This is a genomic window from Lacticaseibacillus casei DSM 20011 = JCM 1134 = ATCC 393, from assembly GCF_000829055.1.
In the GTDB taxonomy this organism is placed as follows: domain Bacteria; phylum Bacillota; class Bacilli; order Lactobacillales; family Lactobacillaceae; genus Lacticaseibacillus; species Lacticaseibacillus casei.
The window spans coordinates 1,927,905-1,949,424 of the sequence record NZ_AP012544.1 but is presented as its reverse complement, the minus strand read 5'-3'; the positions used below and the strand labels follow the sequence as shown (position 1 = coordinate 1,949,424).

At 44.9% G+C, this 21,520-nt stretch carries 20 protein-coding genes, 1 pseudogene and 1 riboswitch; of the genes and pseudogenes, 19 read left to right on the top strand and 2 right to left on the bottom strand.

The window, feature by feature from the left end:
* The first annotated feature begins 265 nt into the window (after positions 1 to 265).
* The 11 genes and pseudogenes from LBCZ_RS09540 to LBCZ_RS09490 all read left to right on the top strand — a co-directional run bounded on the left by LBCZ_RS09540 (position 266) and on the right by LBCZ_RS09490 (position 10,595).
* A complete protein-coding gene (locus LBCZ_RS09540; protein ID WP_025013001.1) occupies positions 266 to 1,885 on the top strand; it encodes a peptide ABC transporter substrate-binding protein in 1,620 nt (539 codons plus the stop codon).
* Between the two features lie 121 nt (positions 1,886 to 2,006).
* Positions 2,007 to 2,930, top strand: a complete 924-nt coding sequence (opp3b, locus tag LBCZ_RS09535; protein WP_025013000.1) for an oligopeptide ABC transporter permease — start codon at positions 2,007 to 2,009, stop codon at positions 2,928 to 2,930.
* Entirely contained in the window at positions 2,930 to 3,928 is a 999-nt protein-coding gene (locus LBCZ_RS09530) for an ABC transporter permease (protein WP_025012999.1), read from the top strand. The genes opp3b and LBCZ_RS09530 overlap by 1 nt, the downstream gene beginning before the upstream one ends.
* An 11-nt stretch (positions 3,929 to 3,939) precedes the next feature.
* The gene (locus LBCZ_RS09525; protein WP_010491625.1) at positions 3,940 to 4,992 is read left to right on the top strand and encodes an ABC transporter ATP-binding protein; all 1,053 of its coding nucleotides are present in this window, start codon (positions 3,940 to 3,942) and stop codon (positions 4,990 to 4,992) included.
* Position 4,993: 1 nt separating this feature from the next.
* Positions 4,994 to 5,974, top strand: coding sequence for an ABC transporter ATP-binding protein (locus LBCZ_RS09520; RefSeq protein WP_025012998.1), 981 nt, complete (start codon positions 4,994 to 4,996; stop codon positions 5,972 to 5,974).
* Positions 5,975 to 6,260: 286 nt separating this feature from the next.
* On the top strand, positions 6,261 to 6,890 hold the full coding sequence (locus LBCZ_RS09515) for a histidine phosphatase family protein (RefSeq protein ID WP_025012997.1): 630 nt from the start codon (positions 6,261 to 6,263) through the stop codon (positions 6,888 to 6,890).
* Between the two features lie 328 nt (positions 6,891 to 7,218).
* Positions 7,219 to 8,272: pseudogene (locus LBCZ_RS09510) on the top strand (IS30 family transposase).
* A 158-nt stretch (positions 8,273 to 8,430) separates the two neighbouring features.
* A complete protein-coding gene (locus tag LBCZ_RS09505) occupies positions 8,431 to 8,742 on the top strand; it encodes a helix-turn-helix domain-containing protein (RefSeq protein ID WP_010491620.1) in 312 nt (103 codons plus the stop codon).
* A gap of 302 nt (positions 8,743 to 9,044) precedes the next feature.
* The gene (locus LBCZ_RS09500) at positions 9,045 to 9,269 is read left to right on the top strand and encodes a DUF2829 domain-containing protein (protein ID WP_025013754.1); all 225 of its coding nucleotides are present in this window, start codon (positions 9,045 to 9,047) and stop codon (positions 9,267 to 9,269) included.
* Positions 9,266 to 9,979: a 3-oxoacyl-ACP reductase gene (locus LBCZ_RS09495; protein WP_025013753.1), complete on the top strand. Its 714-nt coding sequence runs from the start codon at positions 9,266 to 9,268 to the stop codon at positions 9,977 to 9,979. The genes LBCZ_RS09500 and LBCZ_RS09495 overlap by 4 nt, the downstream gene beginning before the upstream one ends.
* 19 nt (positions 9,980 to 9,998) lie before the next feature.
* Positions 9,999 to 10,097: riboswitch (PreQ1 riboswitch) on the top strand.
* Positions 10,095 to 10,595 (top strand): QueT transporter family protein, encoded by a 501-nt coding sequence (locus tag LBCZ_RS09490; RefSeq protein ID WP_010491614.1) that lies wholly within the window; start codon positions 10,095 to 10,097, stop codon positions 10,593 to 10,595. Its footprint overlaps the riboswitch before it by 3 nt.
* A gap of 171 nt (positions 10,596 to 10,766) precedes the next feature.
* Here LBCZ_RS09490 and LBCZ_RS09485 read toward each other — a convergent pair whose 3' ends face one another.
* Positions 10,767 to 11,486, bottom strand: a complete 720-nt coding sequence (locus tag LBCZ_RS09485; protein WP_039639239.1) for an acyltransferase — start codon at positions 11,484 to 11,486, stop codon at positions 10,767 to 10,769.
* 353 nt (positions 11,487 to 11,839) lie between these two features.
* Here LBCZ_RS09485 and LBCZ_RS09480 point away from each other — a divergent pair, with 353 nt between their 5' ends.
* From LBCZ_RS09480 to LBCZ_RS09450, 7 genes are all read left to right on the top strand, one after another.
* The gene (locus LBCZ_RS09480) at positions 11,840 to 12,760 is read left to right on the top strand and encodes a YveK family protein (RefSeq protein ID WP_025013752.1); all 921 of its coding nucleotides are present in this window, start codon (positions 11,840 to 11,842) and stop codon (positions 12,758 to 12,760) included.
* Positions 12,761 to 12,776: 16 nt separating this feature from the next.
* Entirely contained in the window at positions 12,777 to 13,526 is a 750-nt protein-coding gene (locus tag LBCZ_RS09475; RefSeq protein WP_025013751.1) for a CpsD/CapB family tyrosine-protein kinase, read from the top strand.
* 131 nt (positions 13,527 to 13,657) lie between these two features.
* Positions 13,658 to 14,614 (top strand): glycosyltransferase family 2 protein, encoded by a 957-nt coding sequence (locus tag LBCZ_RS09470; protein ID WP_025013750.1) that lies wholly within the window; start codon positions 13,658 to 13,660, stop codon positions 14,612 to 14,614.
* Position 14,615: 1 nt separating this feature from the next.
* Complete coding sequence (locus LBCZ_RS09465) at positions 14,616 to 15,701, top strand: glycosyltransferase family 4 protein (RefSeq protein WP_025013749.1); 1,086 nt, start codon at positions 14,616 to 14,618, stop codon at positions 15,699 to 15,701.
* Positions 15,702 to 15,722: 21 nt separating this feature from the next.
* Positions 15,723 to 17,135, top strand: a complete 1,413-nt coding sequence (wzx, locus tag LBCZ_RS09460) for an O-unit flippase-like protein (RefSeq protein ID WP_025013748.1) — start codon at positions 15,723 to 15,725, stop codon at positions 17,133 to 17,135.
* A gap of 34 nt (positions 17,136 to 17,169) precedes the next feature.
* Positions 17,170 to 18,339: a hypothetical protein gene (locus LBCZ_RS09455; RefSeq protein WP_039639236.1), complete on the top strand. Its 1,170-nt coding sequence runs from the start codon at positions 17,170 to 17,172 to the stop codon at positions 18,337 to 18,339.
* Complete coding sequence (locus tag LBCZ_RS09450; protein WP_039639234.1) at positions 18,339 to 19,205, top strand: glycosyltransferase; 867 nt, start codon at positions 18,339 to 18,341, stop codon at positions 19,203 to 19,205. Before LBCZ_RS09455 ends, LBCZ_RS09450 begins: the two co-directional genes overlap by 1 nt.
* An 89-nt stretch (positions 19,206 to 19,294) precedes the next feature.
* Here the strand turns inward: LBCZ_RS09450 and LBCZ_RS09445 are convergent, their stop codons facing one another.
* Positions 19,295 to 20,347, bottom strand: a complete 1,053-nt coding sequence (locus LBCZ_RS09445) for an IS30 family transposase (protein WP_039639232.1) — start codon at positions 20,345 to 20,347, stop codon at positions 19,295 to 19,297.
* Positions 20,348 to 20,839: 492 nt separating this feature from the next.
* Here LBCZ_RS09445 and LBCZ_RS09440 point away from each other — a divergent pair, with 492 nt between their 5' ends.
* Positions 20,840 to 21,520: a sugar transferase gene (locus LBCZ_RS09440; protein ID WP_025012900.1), complete on the top strand. Its 681-nt coding sequence runs from the start codon at positions 20,840 to 20,842 to the stop codon at positions 21,518 to 21,520.

Sequence of the window (21,520 nt, the reverse complement as noted above, 5' to 3'; positions counted from 1 at the left end):
TTGACGCTATTTTCGCTTTTAGCAAATTAAACAGTTGCTGACCCCATATCTTACTAGTGGTATTGCCTTTGCTAATTCTTAATTTGATGCGCCATCTAAAGCGTTCGGAAAAGCTGCTTATGAGTTGTTATTTGATATCATGCTTAACTTTTTGGCGAGACATTTTCTAGCACAGTGGTTTTTTTATTCAAAATTGAGGGTTTACTTATTTACATTAATGAGATTCTAATGTAAGGTAAGTTCAATCATTTTAGGGGGGAACAAGATGAAATTTAGAAAAACAATGGTTGCGGGCACAACAATTGCGCTCGCCGGGGTGTTAGCAGCCTGTGGTTCTAATTCAGCAAACAGTAAAGGCACCTCCATTACTCGCATGGAAGGCGATGTTATCTCCACAATGGATCCATCAACGAACACTGATGCGATTAGTGGTCAGGCGTTGACGGATACGATGGATGGTTTGTATCGGTATTCCGGCAAGGATCTCACACTGGCAATGGCCAAGAGTCAACCAACTGTATCTAAAGATGGTAAGACATACACCTTCAAACTACGCAATGCCAAGTGGAGCAATGGTGATCCGGTAACGGCCCAAGATTTTGTGTTTGGTTGGCGGCGCACAGTTGAACCTAAGACCAAGTCACAATATGCGTATCTCTTTTCCGGCGTGAAGAATGCCGATGACATTACCGCTGGCAAGAAAGCAGCCAGCACGTTGGGTGTCACTGCGGTTAACAAGACAACGCTAAAGGTAAGCTTGGATCATGCGCTTCCTTACTTCAAGACCATGCTAGTTAACCCGGCATTCTTCCCGCAAAATGAGAAGTTTGTTGAGAAAGCTGGCAAGAAGTTTGGTACCACCTCCAAGTACATTCTGTCTAATGGTCCTTACGAGCTGAAGAACTGGAACGGCACCGGTAACACTTGGAAAGAAACCAAGAATAAGACTTATTGGAATGCCAAGAATGTGCATATCGATACGTTGAATGGTCAAGTGGTTAAGGATCCGCAAACTGCGATGAACCTTTATCAATCCAAGAAGTTGGATATTGCGCAGTTGACTGGTGAACAAGCAGCCCAGGCAAAGTCGAATCCTGACTTCAAAGGTTTGAAGCAAACTTCTACATTCTTCCTGGAACTAAACGAACAAAAAGATCCGATCTTTAAGAACACCAAAGTTCGGCAGGCAATTTCCATGGCGATTAACCGGAAAGAGTACATCAAGAAAGTTTTGAATGATTCTTCTATCGCGGCCAAGAACGTTACACCTGAAGGACTATTTACCAAGGACGGTAAAGACTTCTCGGAGACAGCGGCAAAAGCAGAATCGTCAACGGTTACGTATAATCCTACCAAGGCCAAGGAACTTTGGACAGAAGGATTAAAGGAAACCGGTCAGACCGCACCAAAGCTGGAACTGTTAACGGATGATACGACCAATGCCAAGCATTCGGCTGAGTACTTCCAGAGTACCCTTCAGCAGAATTTGCCAGGATTGAAAGTGACAATTGCCACCGTACCGTTTAAGACCCGTTTGTCCCGTGCCCAAAATGGCCAATTCGATATGGTTATTTCAGCTTGGGGTGCCGACTTCCCAGATGCTATTTCCTTCCTTGATCTGTTCACCTCCGACAACTCTTATAACGATGGCAAGTGGTCAAACGCCCAATATGATGCCTTGATTAAACAGTCCAAGACGACGGACGCTACTAACCCGACTGCTCGTTGGAATACTTTGTTAAAGGCACAAGAACTTCTAACAAAGGAACAAGGGGTTGTGCCACTGTATCAACGGGTTCAAACCACACTGCAACGTAAGACCATTACCGGTTTGAAGTACAATCCGACGAATTCTTATGACTTTGTCAATGCAAAGGTTAAGTAATTCGCTGAAATAAAAATAAAGGCTTAACACTTTAATCATTAGTTCTCATGAACGGCGTTGTCACGTGTTTTGCGGCGGGACAACGCCGTTTGAGTAAAAGCCAAAAAAACAGGAGTGAAACATGGCTAAATATATTTTAAAACGGATCGGCTTCTTGCTCCTGACGCTGTTTCTTGTTGCCACCATTACTTTCTTCCTAATGAAGTTACTGCCGGGGACCCCGTTTAATAATCCTAAAATTCCGGCAGATCAACTGGCAATTTTAAAGAAACAGTATGGACTGGATAAGCCGGTTTGGATGCAATATCTCACGTATATGGCAGGGATCACGCATGGTGACTTCGGGATGTCGTACCAGTATCCCGGTCAAACCGTGTCCGGCCTGATCGTTTCGCGAATGGGACCGTCACTGCAAATCGGTGCGCAAGCCATGGTTGTAGGCACGCTTGCCGGCATCGTGCTTGGTGCAATTGCAGCGATTCGGAAGAATACCTGGGTGGATGCCACCGCGACGATTTTCGCAATTCTCGGTCGGTCCATCCCTAACTTCGTGTTCGCTGCGTTGTTGCAATTATTTGCTTACAAAACCGGCGCCTTCCCAGTCGCATTGTGGGGCGGGTTTACGTACAGTATTTTACCAACGATCGCCCTTGCCATTGCCCCACTGGCGCAGACGGCGCGGTTTATGCGTACCGAAATGGTGGATGTGCTGAGTTCTGACTATATCGAACTTGCGCGGTCCAAAGGCGAATCACGCTGGCAGGTCGTTGCTAAGCATGCGCTGCGTAACTCCATGATTCCGATTGTTACCATCATCGGGCCGATGGCAGTTGACTTGATGGTCGGCTCACTGGTTGTCGAGAATATTTTTGCAATCCCCGGCATTGGTGAACAATTCGTTAAGTCGATCACGACCAACGACTATCCGGTTATCATGGCCTTGGCAATTCTTTACAGTGCAATGTTGACCGTCATCATCTTAACCGTTGATATTCTCTACGGCTTCATTGATCCACGAATCCGACTGAGCGGGGAGGCAAACTAATGGCAACAACAAAATTAAGTCCAGACGCATTCAAGCATGTCAAAGTGAATACGGCTGAACAGGAACGCATTGCCAAGCCTGCGCTGACGTTCTCACAAGATGCGATGCGGCGATTGAAGAAGAACAAAGCCGCGCTCATCTCACTTTGGATCTTGATTATTATTGCGGTCATTTCGATTCTATCTTTGTGGCTGTCACCTTCGAATCCTAACAAGCAGAACCTGAACTATTCCAATTTGCCACCAAAATGGCCAGGCGTTGATTTGCCAGGATTAAACGGTTACCTGAATGGCCAAAATAAATACGCCGGCATGGGCAAAAATGTTTACTACCTGCTCGGCACGGATTACCTCGGCCGCGATCTGTTATCCCGGATCATGGTCGGCACCCGCGTTTCGCTGTTCATCGGGATTGTCGCAACCTTCTTCGATCTGACTATCGGGGTTTTCTACGGCATCATCTCCGGATGGCGCGGCGGCATGACCGATACCTTGATGCAGCGTGTTATTGAAATCATCTCCAGTGTGCCAAACCTGGTTGTTGTTATCTTGATGCTGCAGGTATTTAAGCCAGGGATGACGTCCATCATTTTGGCAATTGCGTTGACTGGGTGGGTCACCATGGCCCGCCTGATTCGGGCGCAAACACTGCAGTTAAAAGATCAGGAATTTGTCTTGGCGGCTAGAACGCTGGGCGAATCGAGTGTCAAAATCGCCTTCAAGCATTTGATCCCGAACCTGAGCTCCATTATCATTATTCAGACCATGTTCACGATTCCAACGGCCATCTTCTTTGAAGCCTTCCTGAGTTACATCGGGATCGGGCTGCCGGCACCAACTGCCAGTCTCGGGACGTTGTTATCCGATGGGCAGAAGAACCTGCAAGTTCTACCATATCAATTACTGTATCCGGCGATTGTCATTGTTGTCCTGATGCTGGCGTTCAACTTGCTAGCTGATGGCTTGCGTGACGCGTTTGATCCGCGTAGTGAACATTAGGAGGTGGCAAAATGACTAAAATTCTGGAAGTTAAAGATTTGGAAATCGACTTTGCCACTTATGCCGGACCGGTGCACGCGATTCGGGATGTCAGTTTTGACCTTAACAAAGGCGAGACGCTGGCGATTGTTGGCGAGTCCGGTTCCGGGAAATCCGTTACCGTGCGTACCGTGATGGGGTTGTTGGCGCCCAATGCCAAGATCACCCATGGCGAAGTGCTCTTTGATGGCGTCGATATTCTCAAAAAGTCCGAGAAACAGCTGAATGCCATGCGCGGCAATGATGTTGCCATGATTTTCCAGGATCCGATGACATCGTTGGATCCGACCATGACGATCGGCAAACAGGTGGCCGAGCCGTTAATGCTGCACAACAAGATTAGTGAATCCGACGCTTTGAAAGAAGCCGAACGCGTGCTGGAACTGGTCGGCATCAAGGACGCAGGTGGCCGATTGAAAGATTACCCGCATCAATTCTCCGGCGGCCAACGCCAACGGATCGTTATTGCGATTGCGATCATCAATCACCCGCAAATCCTGTTAGCCGATGAACCGACAACGGCGCTGGACGTGACGATTCAGGCACAGATCATCCATCTGTTAAAAGAAATCCAATCCAAAATCGATACGTCGATCATTTTCATCACCCATGACCTCGGTGTTGTTGCCGGGATCGCTGATCGCGTGGCGGTTATGTATGCTGGTAAAATTGTCGAATACGGCACCGTTGACGAAATCTTTTATAATGCCCAGCATCCGTATACTTGGGGCCTGCTGGAAGCGATGCCGACACTGGAGACGAAGAGCGATCGGCTATACGCGATCCCTGGCACACCACCGGATTTGCTTGATCCACCAAAAGGAGACGCGTTTGCTCCACGTAATCCGTATGCGATGGCGATTGATCTTGAACAGGAACCGCCTTTCTTCAAGATCTCGCCAACGCATTCAGCCGCGACCTGGCTATTAGCGCCGGGTGCGCCGAAAGTGGAGCTGCCACCGGAAATCGCGCGGCGGCATGCGCTGTGGGCAAGTAAGCATCCAAACGAAAAGGTGGTGAACTGACATGGCCGACGATAAGAAAAAAGTCCTTGTTTCCGTTAAGCATCTGGTTCAGACGTTTAACGCCGGCAAGAAAGACGAAGTTAAAGCGATTCAGGATATTTCGTTTGATATCTACGAAGGAGAAACCCTTGGCCTTGTTGGCGAATCCGGTTCCGGGAAAACCACGACAGGTCGCGCCATCATTCGACTGTATGACCCAACGAGTGGCGAGATTCTGTACAACGGTCAGGACATCGCCAAGCTCAAAAATGGTTCCAAGCAGATGCTGGCTTTCCGTCGCGATACGCAGATGATTTTCCAGGATCCGTATGCATCGTTGAACCCGCGGATGAAAGTCAAAGACATCATCGCGGAAGGTATCGATATCCACCATCTCGCCAAGGACAAGGCGGATCTGGATCACCAAGTCGAACAGTTGCTAGAAGAAGTTGGCTTGAACGCCGACCATGCGACCCGTTATCCCCATGAATTCTCCGGCGGTCAACGCCAGCGGATCGGGATTGCCCGGGCGCTTGCGGTGCAGCCTAAGTTTATTATCGCGGACGAACCGATCAGTGCGCTGGACGTGTCCATTCAGGCTCAGGTGGTTAATTTGCTGAAGGACATTCAGGATCGCCAAGGGCTGACCTATCTGTTCATTGCCCATGATCTGTCGATGGTGAAGTATATTTCCGATCGAATTGCGGTCATGCACTATGGCCGCCTAGTCGAATTGGCCAGTGCGGACGAAGTTTATTTCCATCCGCTGCATCCGTACACGAAGAGTCTGCTGTCCGCCATTCCTGTCCCTGATCCAGATGTCGAGCGGAAGCGCATCCCGATCCCTTACGATGCCAGCAAAGTCGAAGGCGACAACAAGCAACGTAAAATGGTCGAGGTTTATCCTGATCACTACATTTTTGCTGCTGACGATGAGGTAGCAGCGTATAAGGCTGAGGCTGAAGAGGATCATAAGACGCCAGCTGGGACAGCTGCGGACTAACAATGAAGATTCGCTTGCTCCAGTAACATTTGTGGCAAGTCTTATTAAAGTAGCGTTTGATTTATAAAAGTCGGGAGCACGTAAAAGTGTTGCCGGCTTTTTGGCGTGATTGTGAATGAAAGCGCTTGTAGCAAGGACTTCTGCAACTGTGTGAACTTGTGATGCATCAATCCGAAACTTGTTAACATTCGCTAAATATTGCCAAGGCTGAATCGAATTTTGACTTCAAGATGGCGCTTTCTGGTCGCTGGTCTGCTACACTATCCTCAAAGGAAGTGTGCAAGGAATGACCAAGTTTTATTTTGTGCGGCTTGGACAGACCGAGACGAATCTGGCACGCCGCTTTAACGGTGGGCGTACTGACACACCGCTAACGCCGTCTGGCCGCGCTGGGGCGAAGGCAGTGGGACGATTTTTTGAAACAACCGGTTTTGCTGGCATCTATGCGAGTCCAATGCCGCGGGCACAAACCACCGCAAAGTTGATTGTGGCTCAAAGCAAGGTGGCGCGACCGGCGATCATCACCGAAGAAGATTTACGTGAAGTCGATTTGGGTCAGTGGGATGGTCGCCCCTTGGCAAAGGTCCAAGATGATCCCCAAATCGATAATTATTATCATAACCTGCAGGCATTTGATTATAAACGAATCGGCGCTGAGTCGTTTGAGCATGCGTTGACTCGCGGGCGGCGTGTGATCGCGCGAATTTATGATCAACATCCGGATGGCAAGGTGCTTGTGGTTGCCCACGGCTTGCTAGGGATGCTTCTGCTGAGCACTTATCTTGGCGCAGACCTCAACAATGCCCGCGATAAAATGGCCATGCCGCCGAATAATAGTATCAGCGAAATCGATACTGATGACGGCGAAGAATTTACCCGCGGCACCTTGTGGGCATTTGTCCCGAGCGCGTTATAGAACACGAAGGATCAGTTAACCATTTGTCCCCGCCGGAATGTGCTCTTTTTTCCCGCTTATTAAGCCAATATTTGGCGCTTCCCCCACGTGAGCGCTTACAATAGTAGTGGAGATGTATTGGCGCGTTAATGTGGGGTTCGTACACCAGCGTTGTGTGAGAATAGGCCGTCTTTAGATTATTAAATAATAATATAAAATCTTTTGATCGCGCATTTTAGAATCAAGTTAGCCACTGTCTCAAAATTTTTTGGACAATAAAAAACATCAAGAACAGATATCCTGTATCATTGAAGTTCCTACACAAACAATGGAAGAGGATATTGTCTTGATGCAGAAACAGGATAGCACACACCGCCAAAAAGGTCAGCACTTAACATCACTCGAGCGCGGAAAAGTGGCCGGATTCCGCCAAGCTGGGAAGTCCAATCGTTGGATTGCTGCTGAAATTGGCGTCTGCCCGCAGACCATTAATAATGAAATCAAGCGAGGTACAGTAGATCAGGTCAAGAAGAGTAATGGCAAGCGCGTCTACCATCGACAATACCTGCCAGAGGCTGCTCAGGCACGTTACGAGACTGCACGCTTGAGCTGTCATCGTCCTGACAAGTTCGCCAGCGTACAGGTCTTCTTAGCCTGGTACGTACAGCGAGCTAAGCAGGACAAATGGTCGCCGGATGCTTCAATCGGCTATGCCAAGCGACACAAGCTGTTTACTCCTGAAGAGCTTGTTTGTGCCTCGACTTTGTACCAGTACATTGACGACCAACGCCTAGAGATTCGAAATATCGACCTGTTGGAGAAGACTAAGCGGAAGACCTCTCACCAGCACCACACCAAGGCTAAGCGCCTGGCTGGCCGCAGTATCGAGGAACGGCCTAAGGTCGTTGAACGACGCAGGCAGTTCGGTCACTGGGAGATGGATACCATTGTCGGTAAACGCAATGGCAAGGAGAGCGTCATCTTGACTCTGATTGAGCGCAAGACCCGTTGCCAACTTCTCCGCTTGATCGAAGGACGAGATGCAGACTCTGTGAGCTATGCATTGCGTGGAATCAAGCGCGAATGGGGAGCTTGCATCAAGACCATCACAGCCGACAACGGACCCGAGTTCACCGCCTTAAATACTGCTTTTGCTGGGACGGAAACTGAGATCTTCTACGCCCATCCTTACACGTCCTGCGACCGTGGCACCAACGAGGCACATAACCGGATGATTCGCCAGGACTTCCCTAAGGGCATGTCCCTAGATGACATTAGCCCTAGTCAAGTGCAGGCCACGCAAGACCGCTTGGAATCAGTTGCCTCGCAAACAACAGGGCTACTGCACACCCCAGCAAAACTTTGAGGCCGAAGCTCGGCGCGTTCGCCGCATGGCCCAGTAGTCTCTCTAGCGCCACAACTTCTATTTGATAACGGCCTGTTCTGGGATTGTCCTCAACGACTGGCTAACTTGTTCTTGCAATTTACGAAAATCTTTTGATGGTCGCTCGTTTCATTTAATGTTAAAGCATAACGCCGTACATTAAAGGTGGGGGACATGATGTTAGATAATATCGGAAAATTAGTACATCAACAACGCCGCAGTTTGAACCTGACGATTGAAAAGCTGGCCGAGCGTTCGGGGGTCTCAGTAAGTCTGATATCCCGTATGGAACGCGGTGATGTCAACAACATCAGCGTTAAGAAGTTGACTGACATTGCACAAGCCTTAGACATGGAAGTCGGTGATTTCTTCATCGCACCGGAAATGAGCGACATCAATACGTTAGCGTTGGTGAAGTACTTGACTGGCTTGCCGGAAACCGAGCGAGCACGCGTTTCCGAGGTACTCATGCAGGTGATTAATCTTTGAGTGCGGTCATAGGTTGAAAATACGCCAGTTGCGGTTAAGTGGCTGGGTAATTAGAAAATCGGTGCTAGCGGCAATTGTTGCTAGCACCGATTTTCTTTGTTGTTGATTGGCAGCGTGCAGGTAGTGTCAAAAGGATGAGCGCTCTTGATGGCCGTTCCCCCAATCAGGCATTTTGTGCTCGGGGCTGTTCGCTAATCAAAAAATCGCGTATACTTAGTGCACTGAATTCACATCCAAGGTAGCTAGCTAAGCCACACATGGGCTGTGGGCTGCCTGCCAAGTAAAAAGGAGGAAATAACTTCATGACATTCGAAGCAGTTTTACCATCACTGAAAAAAGGCAAGAAAGCCGTTCGGACTGGCTGGGAAGGCACCGAGTTGTATGTTCAGCTAGTTCCGGAAGGCAAATTTGAAGGTGACACGTTAAATCCGTATTTTCTGATCAAAACCGCGGATGAAGCGTTCAGCTTGTGGTCACCGACTGACTGTGACATTCTCGCTGAAGATTGGCAACTTGTTGACGCATGATAGCATTCGATTTTAGCGGCAAAACGGTTGTTGTGACTGGTGCGGCATCGGGAATCGGCGCGGCTCAGGCAGCGGCGTTTACAGCAGCTGGTGCACGGGTTATTGGCGTCGATCTTCAGCCGATGACTGGGCTAGCCGTCACCATTCAGGCAGATGTCAGTAAGGCCGCGACAGCAGAAAACATCGTTCGTGACTATGCGCCCGACATTGTCTGCAACACGGCGGGCATTCTGGATGGTTATCAAGACGTCGCCGCCACTGATCTGGCAACCTGGCAGCACATTCTTGATGTTGATCTCACCAGCCAGTTCCTGATGATCAAGGCACTGTTACCAGGAATGCTCAAGCGCGGCCACGGCATTTTTATCAACATGAGCTCCATCGCCGGACTGGTCGGTGGCGGCGGAGGCGTGGCCTACACAGCCGCCAAGCACGCCGTTATCGGGCTCACCAAGCAGTTAGACCTCGACTACGCTGCAAGAGGCATTCGCGCCAATGCCTTAGCGCCAGGCGCCATCAATACCCCCATGAACGCCGCTGACTTCGCCGGTGATGGCAAAATGGCCACGTGGGTAGCTGAGGAGACGCCAGCCAAGCGCTGGGCCAAACCAGAAGAAGTCGCCCAGGTATCCCTTTTCCTAGCCAGCGATGCCGCCGATTACATTCACGGCACCGTCATTCCTATTGACGGCGGTTGGTTAGAAAAGTAAACTTGAAACATTGTTAAGATGATGTTAATTGAATCGGAAGCGCACACCGCTTCCACGACGATACTTATTTCCTTTGATCGTCGTTATTACTGGCAAAGCCACAAAGGAGAACAATATGCAAACAACATCAATGTCCCATCGTTCAATCGTCAGTCTCACCAAAACCGCGATTGTCGCCGCTATCTATGTGGTCATGACCCTGATGCTCAGCCCGCTAAGCTTCGGTGTCGTCCAGGTCCGGTTCTCCGAGATGCTCAACTACACGGCGCTCTTCAATCGCCGGTACGTCTGGGCGGTTACGTTGGGTGTTTTTTTGGCCAATTTAGCCTCGCCAACCGCACTACTCGACGTACCAGTCGGCACACTAGGCACCCTCGTCTTCATCGTCATCAGTCGCTGGGCAGCTAAATTTGTCCATCAAAAATGGGCTAAATTCGCTATCATGGGCGTCCTCTTCGCCTTTTCGATGTTCACAGTTGCCGGCGAGCTCACAATCATGAGCAGAGTACCATTCTGGGCCTCCTACGCCACCATTGCCTTGGGAGAGGCTGTGTCAATGGCAGTCGGCGGCGTTGTGATGATGGTGCTGACACGGTATGTGGATTTGGACAAATAAACTAAGCAGAAAACAGCTGGCTAGCGATGTGAAGCAAAAAGATCACACTGATCGCCAGCAAAATTTAAGAATCAATCAAAAATAACACCGAGAAGATTTCCGTCATCTCGGTGTTATTTTTAAAATTGAGGCTTATGTGAAACACGCCTGTAGGCAAGAACAGATGGCACGCTACTTCTTAAGCGTCTGCATGACATCCTTGGCGATCAACGTGTAATAATGCACACGCCCGGCATCGTTAGGGTGAACCCCATCATTGGCAAACCAGTCATCATTGCCGCCAGCCAGATAATACCAGTCAATCACATGCAGATTGCTATGCGACTTAGCCGCCGAATGAATCAACTTATTCACGGGATCAATCCACGCTTTACCCGGCGCATACGCCGTCACCCAAAAGACCTGGCGATTGCTGCCTAGCTGATCCAGAATGCCATTAATATCGGATTCCGTCATCGGGCCATTCGTACCAAGGCTAATCACGACGGTATCGTCCAACTTGCCTTCCGACTTAAGCTGACTGATAATCGCGGGCGCTGCCTGCACTTGCCGGCCAACTTCGGCATCAATCGACATCTTTGGAAACAACACCTTGAGGTAAGCCGAACTACCTAGCATGACCGAGTCGCCAATGGCTGTCACAGGTAAGTCCTTAGCCGCCGTGATATCGCTATCGGTTAGCCCGAAAAGCCGGTACTGATTCAGCACTTTTTCTTTTTTAACTTTAGCTTTGGAATCGTTTTGAATGCGTTGACGCGTCTGCTGGTTAACAGCGATTGCCTGCTCGGACTGGTAATGGCGGAAATAAAAGAAGCCGCCAACGCCGGCAATCAACAAACCTAACGCGATACACAATATCCAGTCCCGCAAACGCAGCGTATGTTTTTTCATGATCAGTAAGCCCCCAAAAGTTAGGTTGCTTTTATTTTAAACTAAAATCCAGATGAGTCTGGTTACAAGTTAGGGTCATTCTGACGGGTTTGGGGGAAATTGTAAAGAGATTGTAATAAAATCGACTATATGTTGTCACAGGGCTAAAAGTTGTGTCTATTCAAGGCATGCCCTTTTACAGACAAATTTTCAAGACGATTTCTTACTCTAAAAATTGGGTAGACTTTAGTGACCATGCTAGGGTATTATTCTTTGGAGTGGAGTTTTAAAAACTTTGAAAAGAAGTGGCTGCGCTGTGGGCAGTCTTTTTTTGATTAAGGTAACTATTTTTGAATTAGGTGGGGAAGAAGTTCATGAACAAACAATTTGACTTTTCACAACTGTGGAACGTTTTTAAACGCAGCTTTATCCCAATGATCATCTTTGGGATTATTGGAATGGCAGTTGCATATTTTGGAGCACAGACATTTATTGCGCCTAAATATGAATCAGATACGTCTTTGCTTGTTAATCGCAAACAAGATAATGATCCGAATATGCAATTGAATGCCCAACAGGCTGATATCCAGCTAATCAATACTTATAAGGATATTCTGACACGTCCGGTAGTTCTACAAGCTGTTGCTGATGATTTAACAAGTCCTCGCAAGGTTATGGTAAAAAAACCAACGAAGGCAGTTTATGGTACGCGATATAATGCCACAACAGGTTTAAGAGAACAATATGTTACAAAAAAAGCTCAACCTGCCAAATATAAATTGGAACCAGCTCGTTATTCGAACATTTCTGCAGATGATCTCGCAAAGATGGTTTCGGTTTCCACCCAACAAAACTCACAAGTATTCACTGTGAGTGTGAGAGATGCAAATCCTGTTAGGGCACGAGACATAGCTAACGAAATTGCAAAGGTGTTCGAAAAAAAGATTGCCACTATCATGACCATTTCAAATGTGTCAGTTGTTTCAAAAGCGACAGCTAACTCTAATCCAGTCTCGCCGCGATTAAAGATTTTTGCATTAGTAGGCTTGTTTTTAGGAGTTCTTATTGCATTTGCTTGGGGACTGATTCGTGAGTTGACAGATAGAACAATTAAAAATGTCGATTTCATTACTGATGAATTGGGATTAGTTAATTTGGGCGTTGTCAATTATGTTCGGCATATGAAAGATATGGGGCAAGCTATTGAGGATGTAAAACAAAGTCACAGAGATGATCCAGAACCGGAGGGCCTGAGCTCTTCTAGTTTTCCACAACGTAGTCGACGTCGAATCTAAGGGGGAAGAAGAAAAGATGAACTGGTCGTTAAAAAATGTTTTACATCCTCATCGAGAAGATCATGAGACTCAAAAAAATGGTGTGATGTTGGTAACATTTGCCGAACCAAAGCATGTTGTTTCGGAACAATTTCGGACTGTCCGCACCAACATTGAATTTGCAGGAGCTGCCTTAAATCGTTGTCAGATTGTAATGTTTACATCTTCAGCAATGTTGGAAGGTAAATCGACAGTATCTGCTAATGTAGCTGTGACGTGGGCACAGTCTGGGAAGAAAGTGTTGTTAATAGATGCGGATTTACGTCGTCCGACCGTACATGCGACGTTTAGAAAGCTGAATCTTGATGGGGTTACGACTATATTAACGGGGAAAGCTGCCCCGGAGGATGTGGTTGAGGATACATTCGTTGAGAACCTGGATGTTCTAACTTCAGGACCTATACCACCAAATCCTTCCGAGCTGTTAAACTCTGGAAAAATGGGAGGTATCTTAAAATGGGCTAGAGATGCGTACGATATCATTGTCTTAGATGCTCCACCAATTTTAGCGGTTTCAGATGTACAAGTTTTAGTACCAAGAACCGACGGGGTGGTTATAGTTGCTAATATTGGAAAGACCACAAAAGGGGATTTAAAACGTACAGTTGAAGTCTTAAAGCTTGCCAAGGCAAAAATTCTCGGTTGTGTTGAACGCGTTAGAACTAAGCATGGTGATCGTGGTTATGGGTATGGTTATGGCTACGGGTACGAAAACGACAATAGCTAATCTGATTTTTAAACCTTAAGGAAAGTTAAGTTAGTTAACATTTAAAAACATAGGTCTTATTTGCGTGGTTTGGAATGAGTTTAGAAATATGAATTACTTTGACAAAATTGGGTTTTGGGGTGACCTTCGTAATGAAACAAAGCAGGAAGTTAAGAATCGCTGTATTGGTTGCGACATACAATGGTGAGAGGTTTATCGAACAGCAACTTGATAGCATTCTTAAGCAAAAAGGCATCACTAATTACGATTACCAAGTTTTTGTTTATGATGATGGTTCACAGGATGGCACAGGCAAGATTTTAAGCAAATATGGTGATGACATTCGAATCATTCCAAAAGATCCAAAATATCAAGGTATTAAGAGTGCTATTTATTCGCTTTTACACCAAGTTGAAGCGGATATTTATTACTTTTCAGATCAAGATGATGTTTGGGCACCTGATAAGGTGATTCAAATGCAGTCGGCATGGAAAAAATTAAAGCAAACGGAACCTGGCGGCGTATATTCGGATCTTTTACTTGTTGATGGTCAAAACCACACTTTGGGGAAAACAATGATGAGCGCGAATGGATGGGGTTCGGATGAAGAGCGAGATCTTTCTTTTCTAATTCTGAATCCAAGAGTGACTGGTGCAGCTTTTTCGATTAATCGAGCAGCGAGAGACCTAGTACTTCAATTGCCAAAATCGGAGTTTCTGAAAGTTACAATGCATGATTCATTTCTTGCCTTACTTACAAGTTCATTTAATAACTTGGCTTTTTTGCCGAAACCTTTAGTTCGGTACCGGCAACATGGGAGCAATCAGATTGGTGCAAAGCGAACGATTTGGCAAGAAATCAACGTTTTAAAACGGCTATCATCTCTGCAAAAGCGATTAGAAGATATTGCGATTCTTCAAGAGCTAATATCAGAGCTTCCTACTTCAGTGCAAAGCAGAGTTAAAATTTATGCCAACTTTGCAATGAGGAAAAATCCCTTTACTCGAATTGCTTTGGTTCTAAAAAACAGGGTGTGCTGGGAACACACACCTATTTTAAAAATTTTAATCATTCTGTTTACTGGTGTTTCTGCAAGGAGAATTCTTTAAAATGAGAATTGCGTTTATATTACCTACCTTCTCTAGGCATCCAGTTGGTGGTTATCAAATGGTTTATAAGTATGCTAATGCTTTGGTATCCCGAGGCTGGCACGTTGATGTTTATAATTTGGCAGAAAGGTATGTAGTGACGCCCCTAATTTGGGGAGACTTTAAGATGGTTACAAAAAAAGTTGTTGAACGTTTCAACAAAAACAGGCTTAAATTGGACTGGTTTGAATTAGATCCTAGAGTCTCTGAACATTTCCATCAATTAGGGCCAATAAGCGAGTCATACGATTGTATTATCGCCACAGCAGCTGAGACAGCAAAATTTGTTGTTGATCAAAGTCCTCGCCAAGGTCAAAAGTATTATTTCATTCAAGCGCTGGAGGATTGGATACAAGGTGGTGAAAAGAGGGTATTTTCAACGTATACGTTACCACTACATAAAATAGTGGTCGCAAATTGGCTGGAAAAATTGATTTTTAAAAAAACGGGTCAGCACAGTGATGTTATACCAAATTCCATTGATACAACCGAGTTTTACCCCTCTCATTCATTAACAAATCGAAAAAATCAAGTAGCGATACTTAACCACATATTACCCGATAAAAACACAAAATTCGGAGTAGAGGTTCTAAAAAAGGTTAAGGAAGAGATACCTGATTTGGAAGTTCTTATGTTTGGTGTTCCTCAAAGGCCAAGTGATTTGCCCAGTTATTTTCATTATTTTCGAGCAGCAAACGTTGAACAATTAAGAGATCAGATTTATGGAAGAGCTAAGATTTACCTCATGCCTGCTAAAAAGGAAGGGTGGGGGTTGACTGGTATGGAAGCGATGGCATGCGGTGCAGCTCTTGTTGCAACTGAAAGTAATGGTATTAAAGAGTACGGAAAGAATGGAACCAATGCATTGCTGCTACCGGTTGATGATGAAGCGGCCTTTGTTGATAGTATTATTAAGCTTTTCAAGGATGAAAACAAACGCCTTGACCTTGTTAGTGCGGGTCTTCATGATATTAAGAACTTTTCTCTAGAGAAATCGACAAATGAGTTGATGACAATACTACAAAAAACAAAAAGGGATCTTAGTTAAATCACGGGGGACTAATTATTTATGCCAAAACAAATGGGAACTTCTACACAAGCTGTGCTATGGAGTTATATAGGGACCTTCTTTTCACTATCAAGTGGGTTCCTTATGCTCCCATTTATCCTGTTGAAGCTTTCTGGCAACGATTTAGGACTATGGTATGTTTTTCTGGGCATTAACGGTTTATTAGTTCTTTTTGACTTTGGCTTTGCACCTACCTTTGCTAGAAATTTTGCTTATATATGGAGTGGAGCTAAAAAACTGTCGCGACAAGGAATGGCTGAGCAAACTGGGGGAGAAGTCGACTCGAATTTATTTAGGCTTCTCTACCAGTCTTGCAAAGTTTTATACTTGGTCCTGAGTGTAATAGCACTTGTTTTGTTGTTAAGTGTCGGATCTTTGTATATAGCTCATATAACTGCCAATTTTTCTGGTGAACATTACTTGACTGCGTGGATTGTTATGTGTCTGTCCTTTTTTCTTAATTTATACTTTGATTATTACGCTAGCATTTTACGTGGGATTAATGAAATCAAATCCATCAACGTCGCTCTTGTCATTTCAAAAGTGTCTCAGATTTCAATTTCTGGAATACTTCTAATGATGGGTATTGGGGTATTAGGCGCAGTCCTCGGATTTTTAGCGCAAGGACTCATTTTTAGACAATATTGCAAAGCTACTTTTTTTAAAAATGTAGAAGTACAGCGAATATTCCGACAGACCAAAAGTGATGTTCAACTCAAAGCGGTTCTAGATACAATTCGCACAGTATTGCCAAACTCAGTTAAAGATGGCTTCGTTTCAATTGCCAATTATGCAGCGACACAAGGAAGTTCGCTTATCATTTCACTGAAGGTATCGTTAACGGTTGTAGGACATTACTCGCTTGTTTTACAATTGATAAATGCTGTGGCTAGTGTGGCCGTCGCTATTAATAACGCATATTTGCCAACTATTCAAAATCGTATGGTTTCACGAGCAAAAGAGAGTCTTCAAATAATCATTGGACGTTGCCAAATAGCTTATATCTCAGTCTTTCTTGGCGGTTCGTTGGGCGTATACTTTGTAGTCATGCCAATTGTGGGATTTTTAAGGCCAGGATTTTCTTTCTCTGGCATAACGTTCTTGCTTATGATCACCTATTATTTCTTGTTTAATCAGCAATCTGGCTATGCGACTTATATTGCAGCTGCTAATGAAATCCCTTATGCTAAAGCTTTTGTCGTGAGTTCAGTCATATCGGTTGTATTAATCTTTATCTCTTTGCAATTTTTCCCAAATAATCTGACATTAGTCATTGTAGCTCAAATTCTTGCGCAGGCTTGTTTTAATAATTGGTATTGGTTGCGGTATTTTTATAAGCGAGAAGGTTTTACGTTTGTTAGAACTCTCAACATCGGACTTAGTAGTTGGATTAAAACGATTTTGAGAGCATAGTTGTGTTATAGAGCGAAAGGAAGAGATGCACGACATGGAAAGATTAAGTCAAAAAACCTTGTTACTTGGATATGCGGCTTTTGTATTTGCATCTATTATGTCCTTGAGCAGCTGGAACCTTTTTTATTCAAAAAGCATAAATTTTACTGCAACAATGCTCACCGTCATGCTAGTAGCTCTGGCTATAATCTCGCTTCTTAGTGACTGGACGGTTAAAAGGATAGTTGTTCTTCTTATTTTTGGGACACTTCTGTTGATATACTTTTATCTATTTAAGCTGACTTACATGTTACCGATACTCCTTGCTTTAATTGTTGGAACTGGGCTGGACTTTAAATCTATACTCAAATATGACTTTTTCAGTCGGTTATTTTCTGTTTTGTTCGTCGTTATTTTGAGCCTGTTCTCTATTTTGCCAAAGTCCGGTTATGGCGCGGACATTTCGGATTTCCATTTTACGATCTTTTGTTATGGCTTTACCTATACAAATATTTTGGCGTTTGAAATAGGGGTTCTATTTATTGAATCTTTACTAGTGCTGAAAGTTCGTGAGATCTATCGCGTTTTACTAATGCTTTTGATAACTTGGCTTGAAATTAAAATGGGTTATGAGACAGGAGCAGTTTTTTGCTTAGTTGGCTATACTATTTTTGCAACTACAAAAAAAAGGTCAACTCGCATACCGAATCTTTATCTAATGATGTCAGCTTGGCTTGTACCTTTTTTTAGTTTCTTATCAATTTATGTAGCGAGCAACTTTTCGTCAACGGATGATTTTTGGAATCGCGTTAATGATCTCTTGTCTGGACGAGCAGAGATATGGCAGTACTATTATCAAGCCATGCCGATTAAGTTGTTAGGTAATTTGCAGACCATTAATCAGAAGACAATGGGAGTGGTTGGATTTGGTGCCTTTGATGGAGCATTTATCCAGTTTTTATTGACGTTCGGAGTTGCTAGTATTTTTCTGATATTTTGCCTCTTTATACTTACTTCAACCAAGAAAGGTCATTTAAGTGATAAGAGAATTCTTTCAATTATAATTCTACCAATTGTGCTAAGTGGATTTACTGAAACAAACGGTTTCTTAGTCACCTTTAGTCCACTTTACTTCATGGTGAGCTCCTATCTATTTTCTGTAAACAAGCTTGGATTAAAACCTGTGACAGATTCGCGTCAAGAAAGTTTGGAGGAGGTTAACTAGTGGGAAACGAAAACAAACAACGAGTTGGAATTTTTGTACCAACCTTAAATGCAGCCGGTCAAATCAATAGAATAATTGCGACTGTGGAGGAGAGCTCAGTACCATTGTCCAATCTATTCGTTATCGACTCAGAGTCCTCTGATGGGACAACAAAAGCTTTACAAAATCAACATATTACGTACCAAACGATTTCGCGAAAGGACTTTTCGCATGGCCTTGTTCGCAAGAAAGCTGCAAATTATTTTCGAAACAAGGTAGATTTTCTATTAATGTTTACACAGGATGTCATTTTTACGAAAGAATCCATTGATAGTCTAATTCAAGGGATTGTATCAAAGCCAAATGTAGGAGTTTCGTACGGCAAGCAGAGAAGTACACGGCAGAACAGCGCTGAATATTATGATCGTTACTTTAATTATCCAGATAAATCGCGTGTCAAGAAAAAAAGTGATATTCCCAAATTAGGCCCGTCAACGTATTTTTCATCTGACGCTTTTTCGATATATAGGCTCTCTGCTGTATTTGACATTGGTAATTTCCCGGAAGAAATTAATTTTGCGGAAGATGCGTATATGTCTGCAAAGTTGATTTTGACTGGTTGGGATGTTTACTATAATGCACGTGCCGAAGTTATCCATAATAATTTGTCTGGATACAGGGATCTTTATCTTCGTTACCGATACATTGCAAAGTTTTACCACAGCCAAAAGTGGATCGGAGATCACTTTGGAACAAACTACGGCAAAGGAAAGAAATTAGTCCTCTTCGAGCTCAAAGAATCTTGGCGAAACATGTCTCCCCGCCTTTTTTTTGACGTGATCATTTCAAGTGCAATTAAATTTGTGGCTTATCTTCCTTCAAAATAAAATCGTAAATTGCAAGAACAAGTTAGCCAGTCGTTGAGGACAATCCCAGAACAGGCCGTTATCAAATAGAAGTTGTGGCGCTAGAGAGACTACTGGGCCATGCGGCGAACGCGCCGAGCTTCGGCCTCAAAGTTTTGCTGGGGTGTGCAGTAGCCCTGTTGTTTGCGAGGCAACTGATTCAAGCGGTCTTGCGTGGCCTGCACTTGACTAGGGCTAATGTCATCTAGGGACATGCCCTTAGGGAAGTCCTGGCGGATCATCCGGTTATGTGCCTCGTTGGTGCCACGGTCGCAGGACGTGTAAGGATGGGCGTAGAAGATCTCAGTTTCCGTCCCAGCAAAAGCAGTATTTAAGGCGGTGAACTCGGGTCCGTTGTCGGCTGTGATGGTCTTGATGCAAGCTCCCCATTCGCGCTTGATTCCACGCAATGCATAGCTCACAGAGTCTGCATCTCGTCCTTCGATCAAGCGGAGAAGTTGGCAACGGGTCTTGCGCTCAATCAGAGTCAAGATGACGCTCTCCTTGCCATTGCGTTTACCGACAATGGTATCCATCTCCCAGTGACCGAACTGCCTGCGTCGTTCAACGACCTTAGGCCGTTCCTCGATACTGCGGCCAGCCAGGCGCTTAGCCTTGGTGTGGTGCTGGTGAGAGGTCTTCCGCTTAGTCTTCTCCAACAGGTCGATATTTCGAATCTCTAGGCGTTGGTCGTCAATGTACTGGTACAAAGTCGAGGCACAAACAAGCTCTTCAGGAGTAAACAGCTTGTGTCGCTTGGCATAGCCGATTGAAGCATCCGGCGACCATTTGTCCTGCTTAGCTCGCTGTACGTACCAGGCTAAGAAGACCTGTACGCTGGCGAACTTGTCAGGACGATGACAGCTCAAGCGTGCAGTCTCGTAACGTGCCTGAGCAGCCTCTGGCAGGTATTGTCGATGGTAGACGCGCTTGCCATTACTCTTCTTGACCTGATCTACTGTACCTCGCTTCATTTCATTATTAATGGTCTGCGGGCAGACGCCAATTTCAGCAGCAATCCAACGATTGGACTTCCCAGCTTGGCGGAATCCGGCCACTTTTCCGCGCTCGAGTGATGTTAAGTGCTGACCTTTTTGGCGGTGTGTGCTATCCTGTTTCTGCATCAAGACAATATCCTCTTCCATTGTTTGTGTAGGAACTTCAATGATACAGGATATCTGTTCTTGATGTTTTTTATTGTCCAAAAAATTTTGAGACAGTGGCTAACTTGATTCTAAAATGCGCGTTCAAAATAAAATTGAACGGAAATATAAAAGAAATATGTGGACTTCGCTCACCTTCCTACTGGCATGTTAAGAATCGCTCGACGTTAACTATATTTGCCTAATGTCATCAGTGCTTTTGTTCAAATTTCAATTAATTCGGTTTGGTTTCATGGTGTGCCAATATAGTATGCAGACAATTATTGTTCATGACGTACTTTGGCTCAACAATAATGGAGCACTGATTTTAAGAAAGCAGAACAGAACTGCTCTATTTGATAGCCGTTGTCACCTTGTTTCTCTTGATCATTTATTAAGGACGATTTAAACTAACGGTTGTATAAGTTTTGGAGGAGCTGGCTCAAAACGTAATTAATTGGGGAGGAATGTATTTTGGAGAAACGAATTCAATCGGCAAATGAGGCAGCCAAAATCTCAGAAAATAAAATAGTCGCTTCAGCAGCTTACCTGGCAGAAAAAAGAATATTCGACTTTTTCTGTGGTTTATGCGGGTTATTTTTGGTTGGGGTTATGAGCCTCATTCTGTTTCCGTTTTGCCTCTTTGGAAAAAATAAGGGACCATTATTTTTTAAACAGGTACGAGTTGGCCAAGGCGGGAAGAAATTTAAAATATACAAATTTCGAAGTATGGTTGTGGGTGCTGAAGCTAAACTTAAGGAAGATCCTGTGCTTTATGCTAAGTACGTTGACAATAATTATAAAATTCCAGCGAACGAGGATCCTCGAATTACAAAGTTGGGCGCTTTCATAAGGAAGTCCTCTCTTGATGAACTTCCACAATTTATAAATGTGCTTAAGGGCGAAATGAGTATGGTGGGCCCGCGCCCCGTTGTTGAAAAGGAATTGGCCGAGTATGGTGAAAGTGTGAGTCTGCTTCTCACTGCTAAGCCTGGGGCGATGGGGCTTTGGCAAGCAAGTGGGCGGAGTGATATAGGCTATCCGGAACGCGCTGAACTGGAACTCTATTATGTGAATCATCGGTCTTTTCACTATGATCTATTTATTTTAGCTAAGAACATTGTTTCAATAATAAAAAAAGATGGCGCATTTTAA

Excerpts from the sequence above, each read along its gene's own strand:
- LBCZ_RS09540 (WP_025013001.1), top strand. The coding sequence starts at position 266 with ATGAAATTTAGAAAAACAATGGTTGCGGGCACAACAATTGCGCTCGCC.
- opp3b (WP_025013000.1), top strand. The coding sequence starts at position 2,007 with ATGGCTAAATATATTTTAAAACGGATCGGCTTCTTGCTCCTGACGCTG.
- LBCZ_RS09530 (WP_025012999.1), top strand. The coding sequence starts at position 2,930 with ATGGCAACAACAAAATTAAGTCCAGACGCATTCAAGCATGTCAAAGTG.
- LBCZ_RS09525 (WP_010491625.1), top strand. The coding sequence starts at position 3,940 with ATGACTAAAATTCTGGAAGTTAAAGATTTGGAAATCGACTTTGCCACT.
- LBCZ_RS09520 (WP_025012998.1), top strand. The coding sequence starts at position 4,994 with ATGGCCGACGATAAGAAAAAAGTCCTTGTTTCCGTTAAGCATCTGGTT.
- LBCZ_RS09515 (WP_025012997.1), top strand. The coding sequence starts at position 6,261 with ATGACCAAGTTTTATTTTGTGCGGCTTGGACAGACCGAGACGAATCTG.
- LBCZ_RS09505 (WP_010491620.1), top strand. The coding sequence starts at position 8,431 with ATGTTAGATAATATCGGAAAATTAGTACATCAACAACGCCGCAGTTTG.
- LBCZ_RS09500 (WP_025013754.1), top strand. The coding sequence starts at position 9,045 with ATGACATTCGAAGCAGTTTTACCATCACTGAAAAAAGGCAAGAAAGCC.
- LBCZ_RS09495 (WP_025013753.1), top strand. The coding sequence starts at position 9,266 with ATGATAGCATTCGATTTTAGCGGCAAAACGGTTGTTGTGACTGGTGCG.
- LBCZ_RS09490 (WP_010491614.1), top strand. The coding sequence starts at position 10,095 with ATGCAAACAACATCAATGTCCCATCGTTCAATCGTCAGTCTCACCAAA.
- LBCZ_RS09485 (WP_039639239.1), bottom strand. The coding sequence starts at position 11,486 with ATGAAAAAACATACGCTGCGTTTGCGGGACTGGATATTGTGTATCGCG.
- LBCZ_RS09480 (WP_025013752.1), top strand. The coding sequence starts at position 11,840 with ATGAACAAACAATTTGACTTTTCACAACTGTGGAACGTTTTTAAACGC.
- LBCZ_RS09475 (WP_025013751.1), top strand. The coding sequence starts at position 12,777 with ATGAACTGGTCGTTAAAAAATGTTTTACATCCTCATCGAGAAGATCAT.
- LBCZ_RS09470 (WP_025013750.1), top strand. The coding sequence starts at position 13,658 with ATGAAACAAAGCAGGAAGTTAAGAATCGCTGTATTGGTTGCGACATAC.
- LBCZ_RS09465 (WP_025013749.1), top strand. The coding sequence starts at position 14,616 with ATGAGAATTGCGTTTATATTACCTACCTTCTCTAGGCATCCAGTTGGT.
- wzx (WP_025013748.1), top strand. The coding sequence starts at position 15,723 with ATGCCAAAACAAATGGGAACTTCTACACAAGCTGTGCTATGGAGTTAT.
- LBCZ_RS09455 (WP_039639236.1), top strand. The coding sequence starts at position 17,170 with ATGGAAAGATTAAGTCAAAAAACCTTGTTACTTGGATATGCGGCTTTT.
- LBCZ_RS09445 (WP_039639232.1), bottom strand. The coding sequence starts at position 20,347 with ATGCAGAAACAGGATAGCACACACCGCCAAAAAGGTCAGCACTTAACA.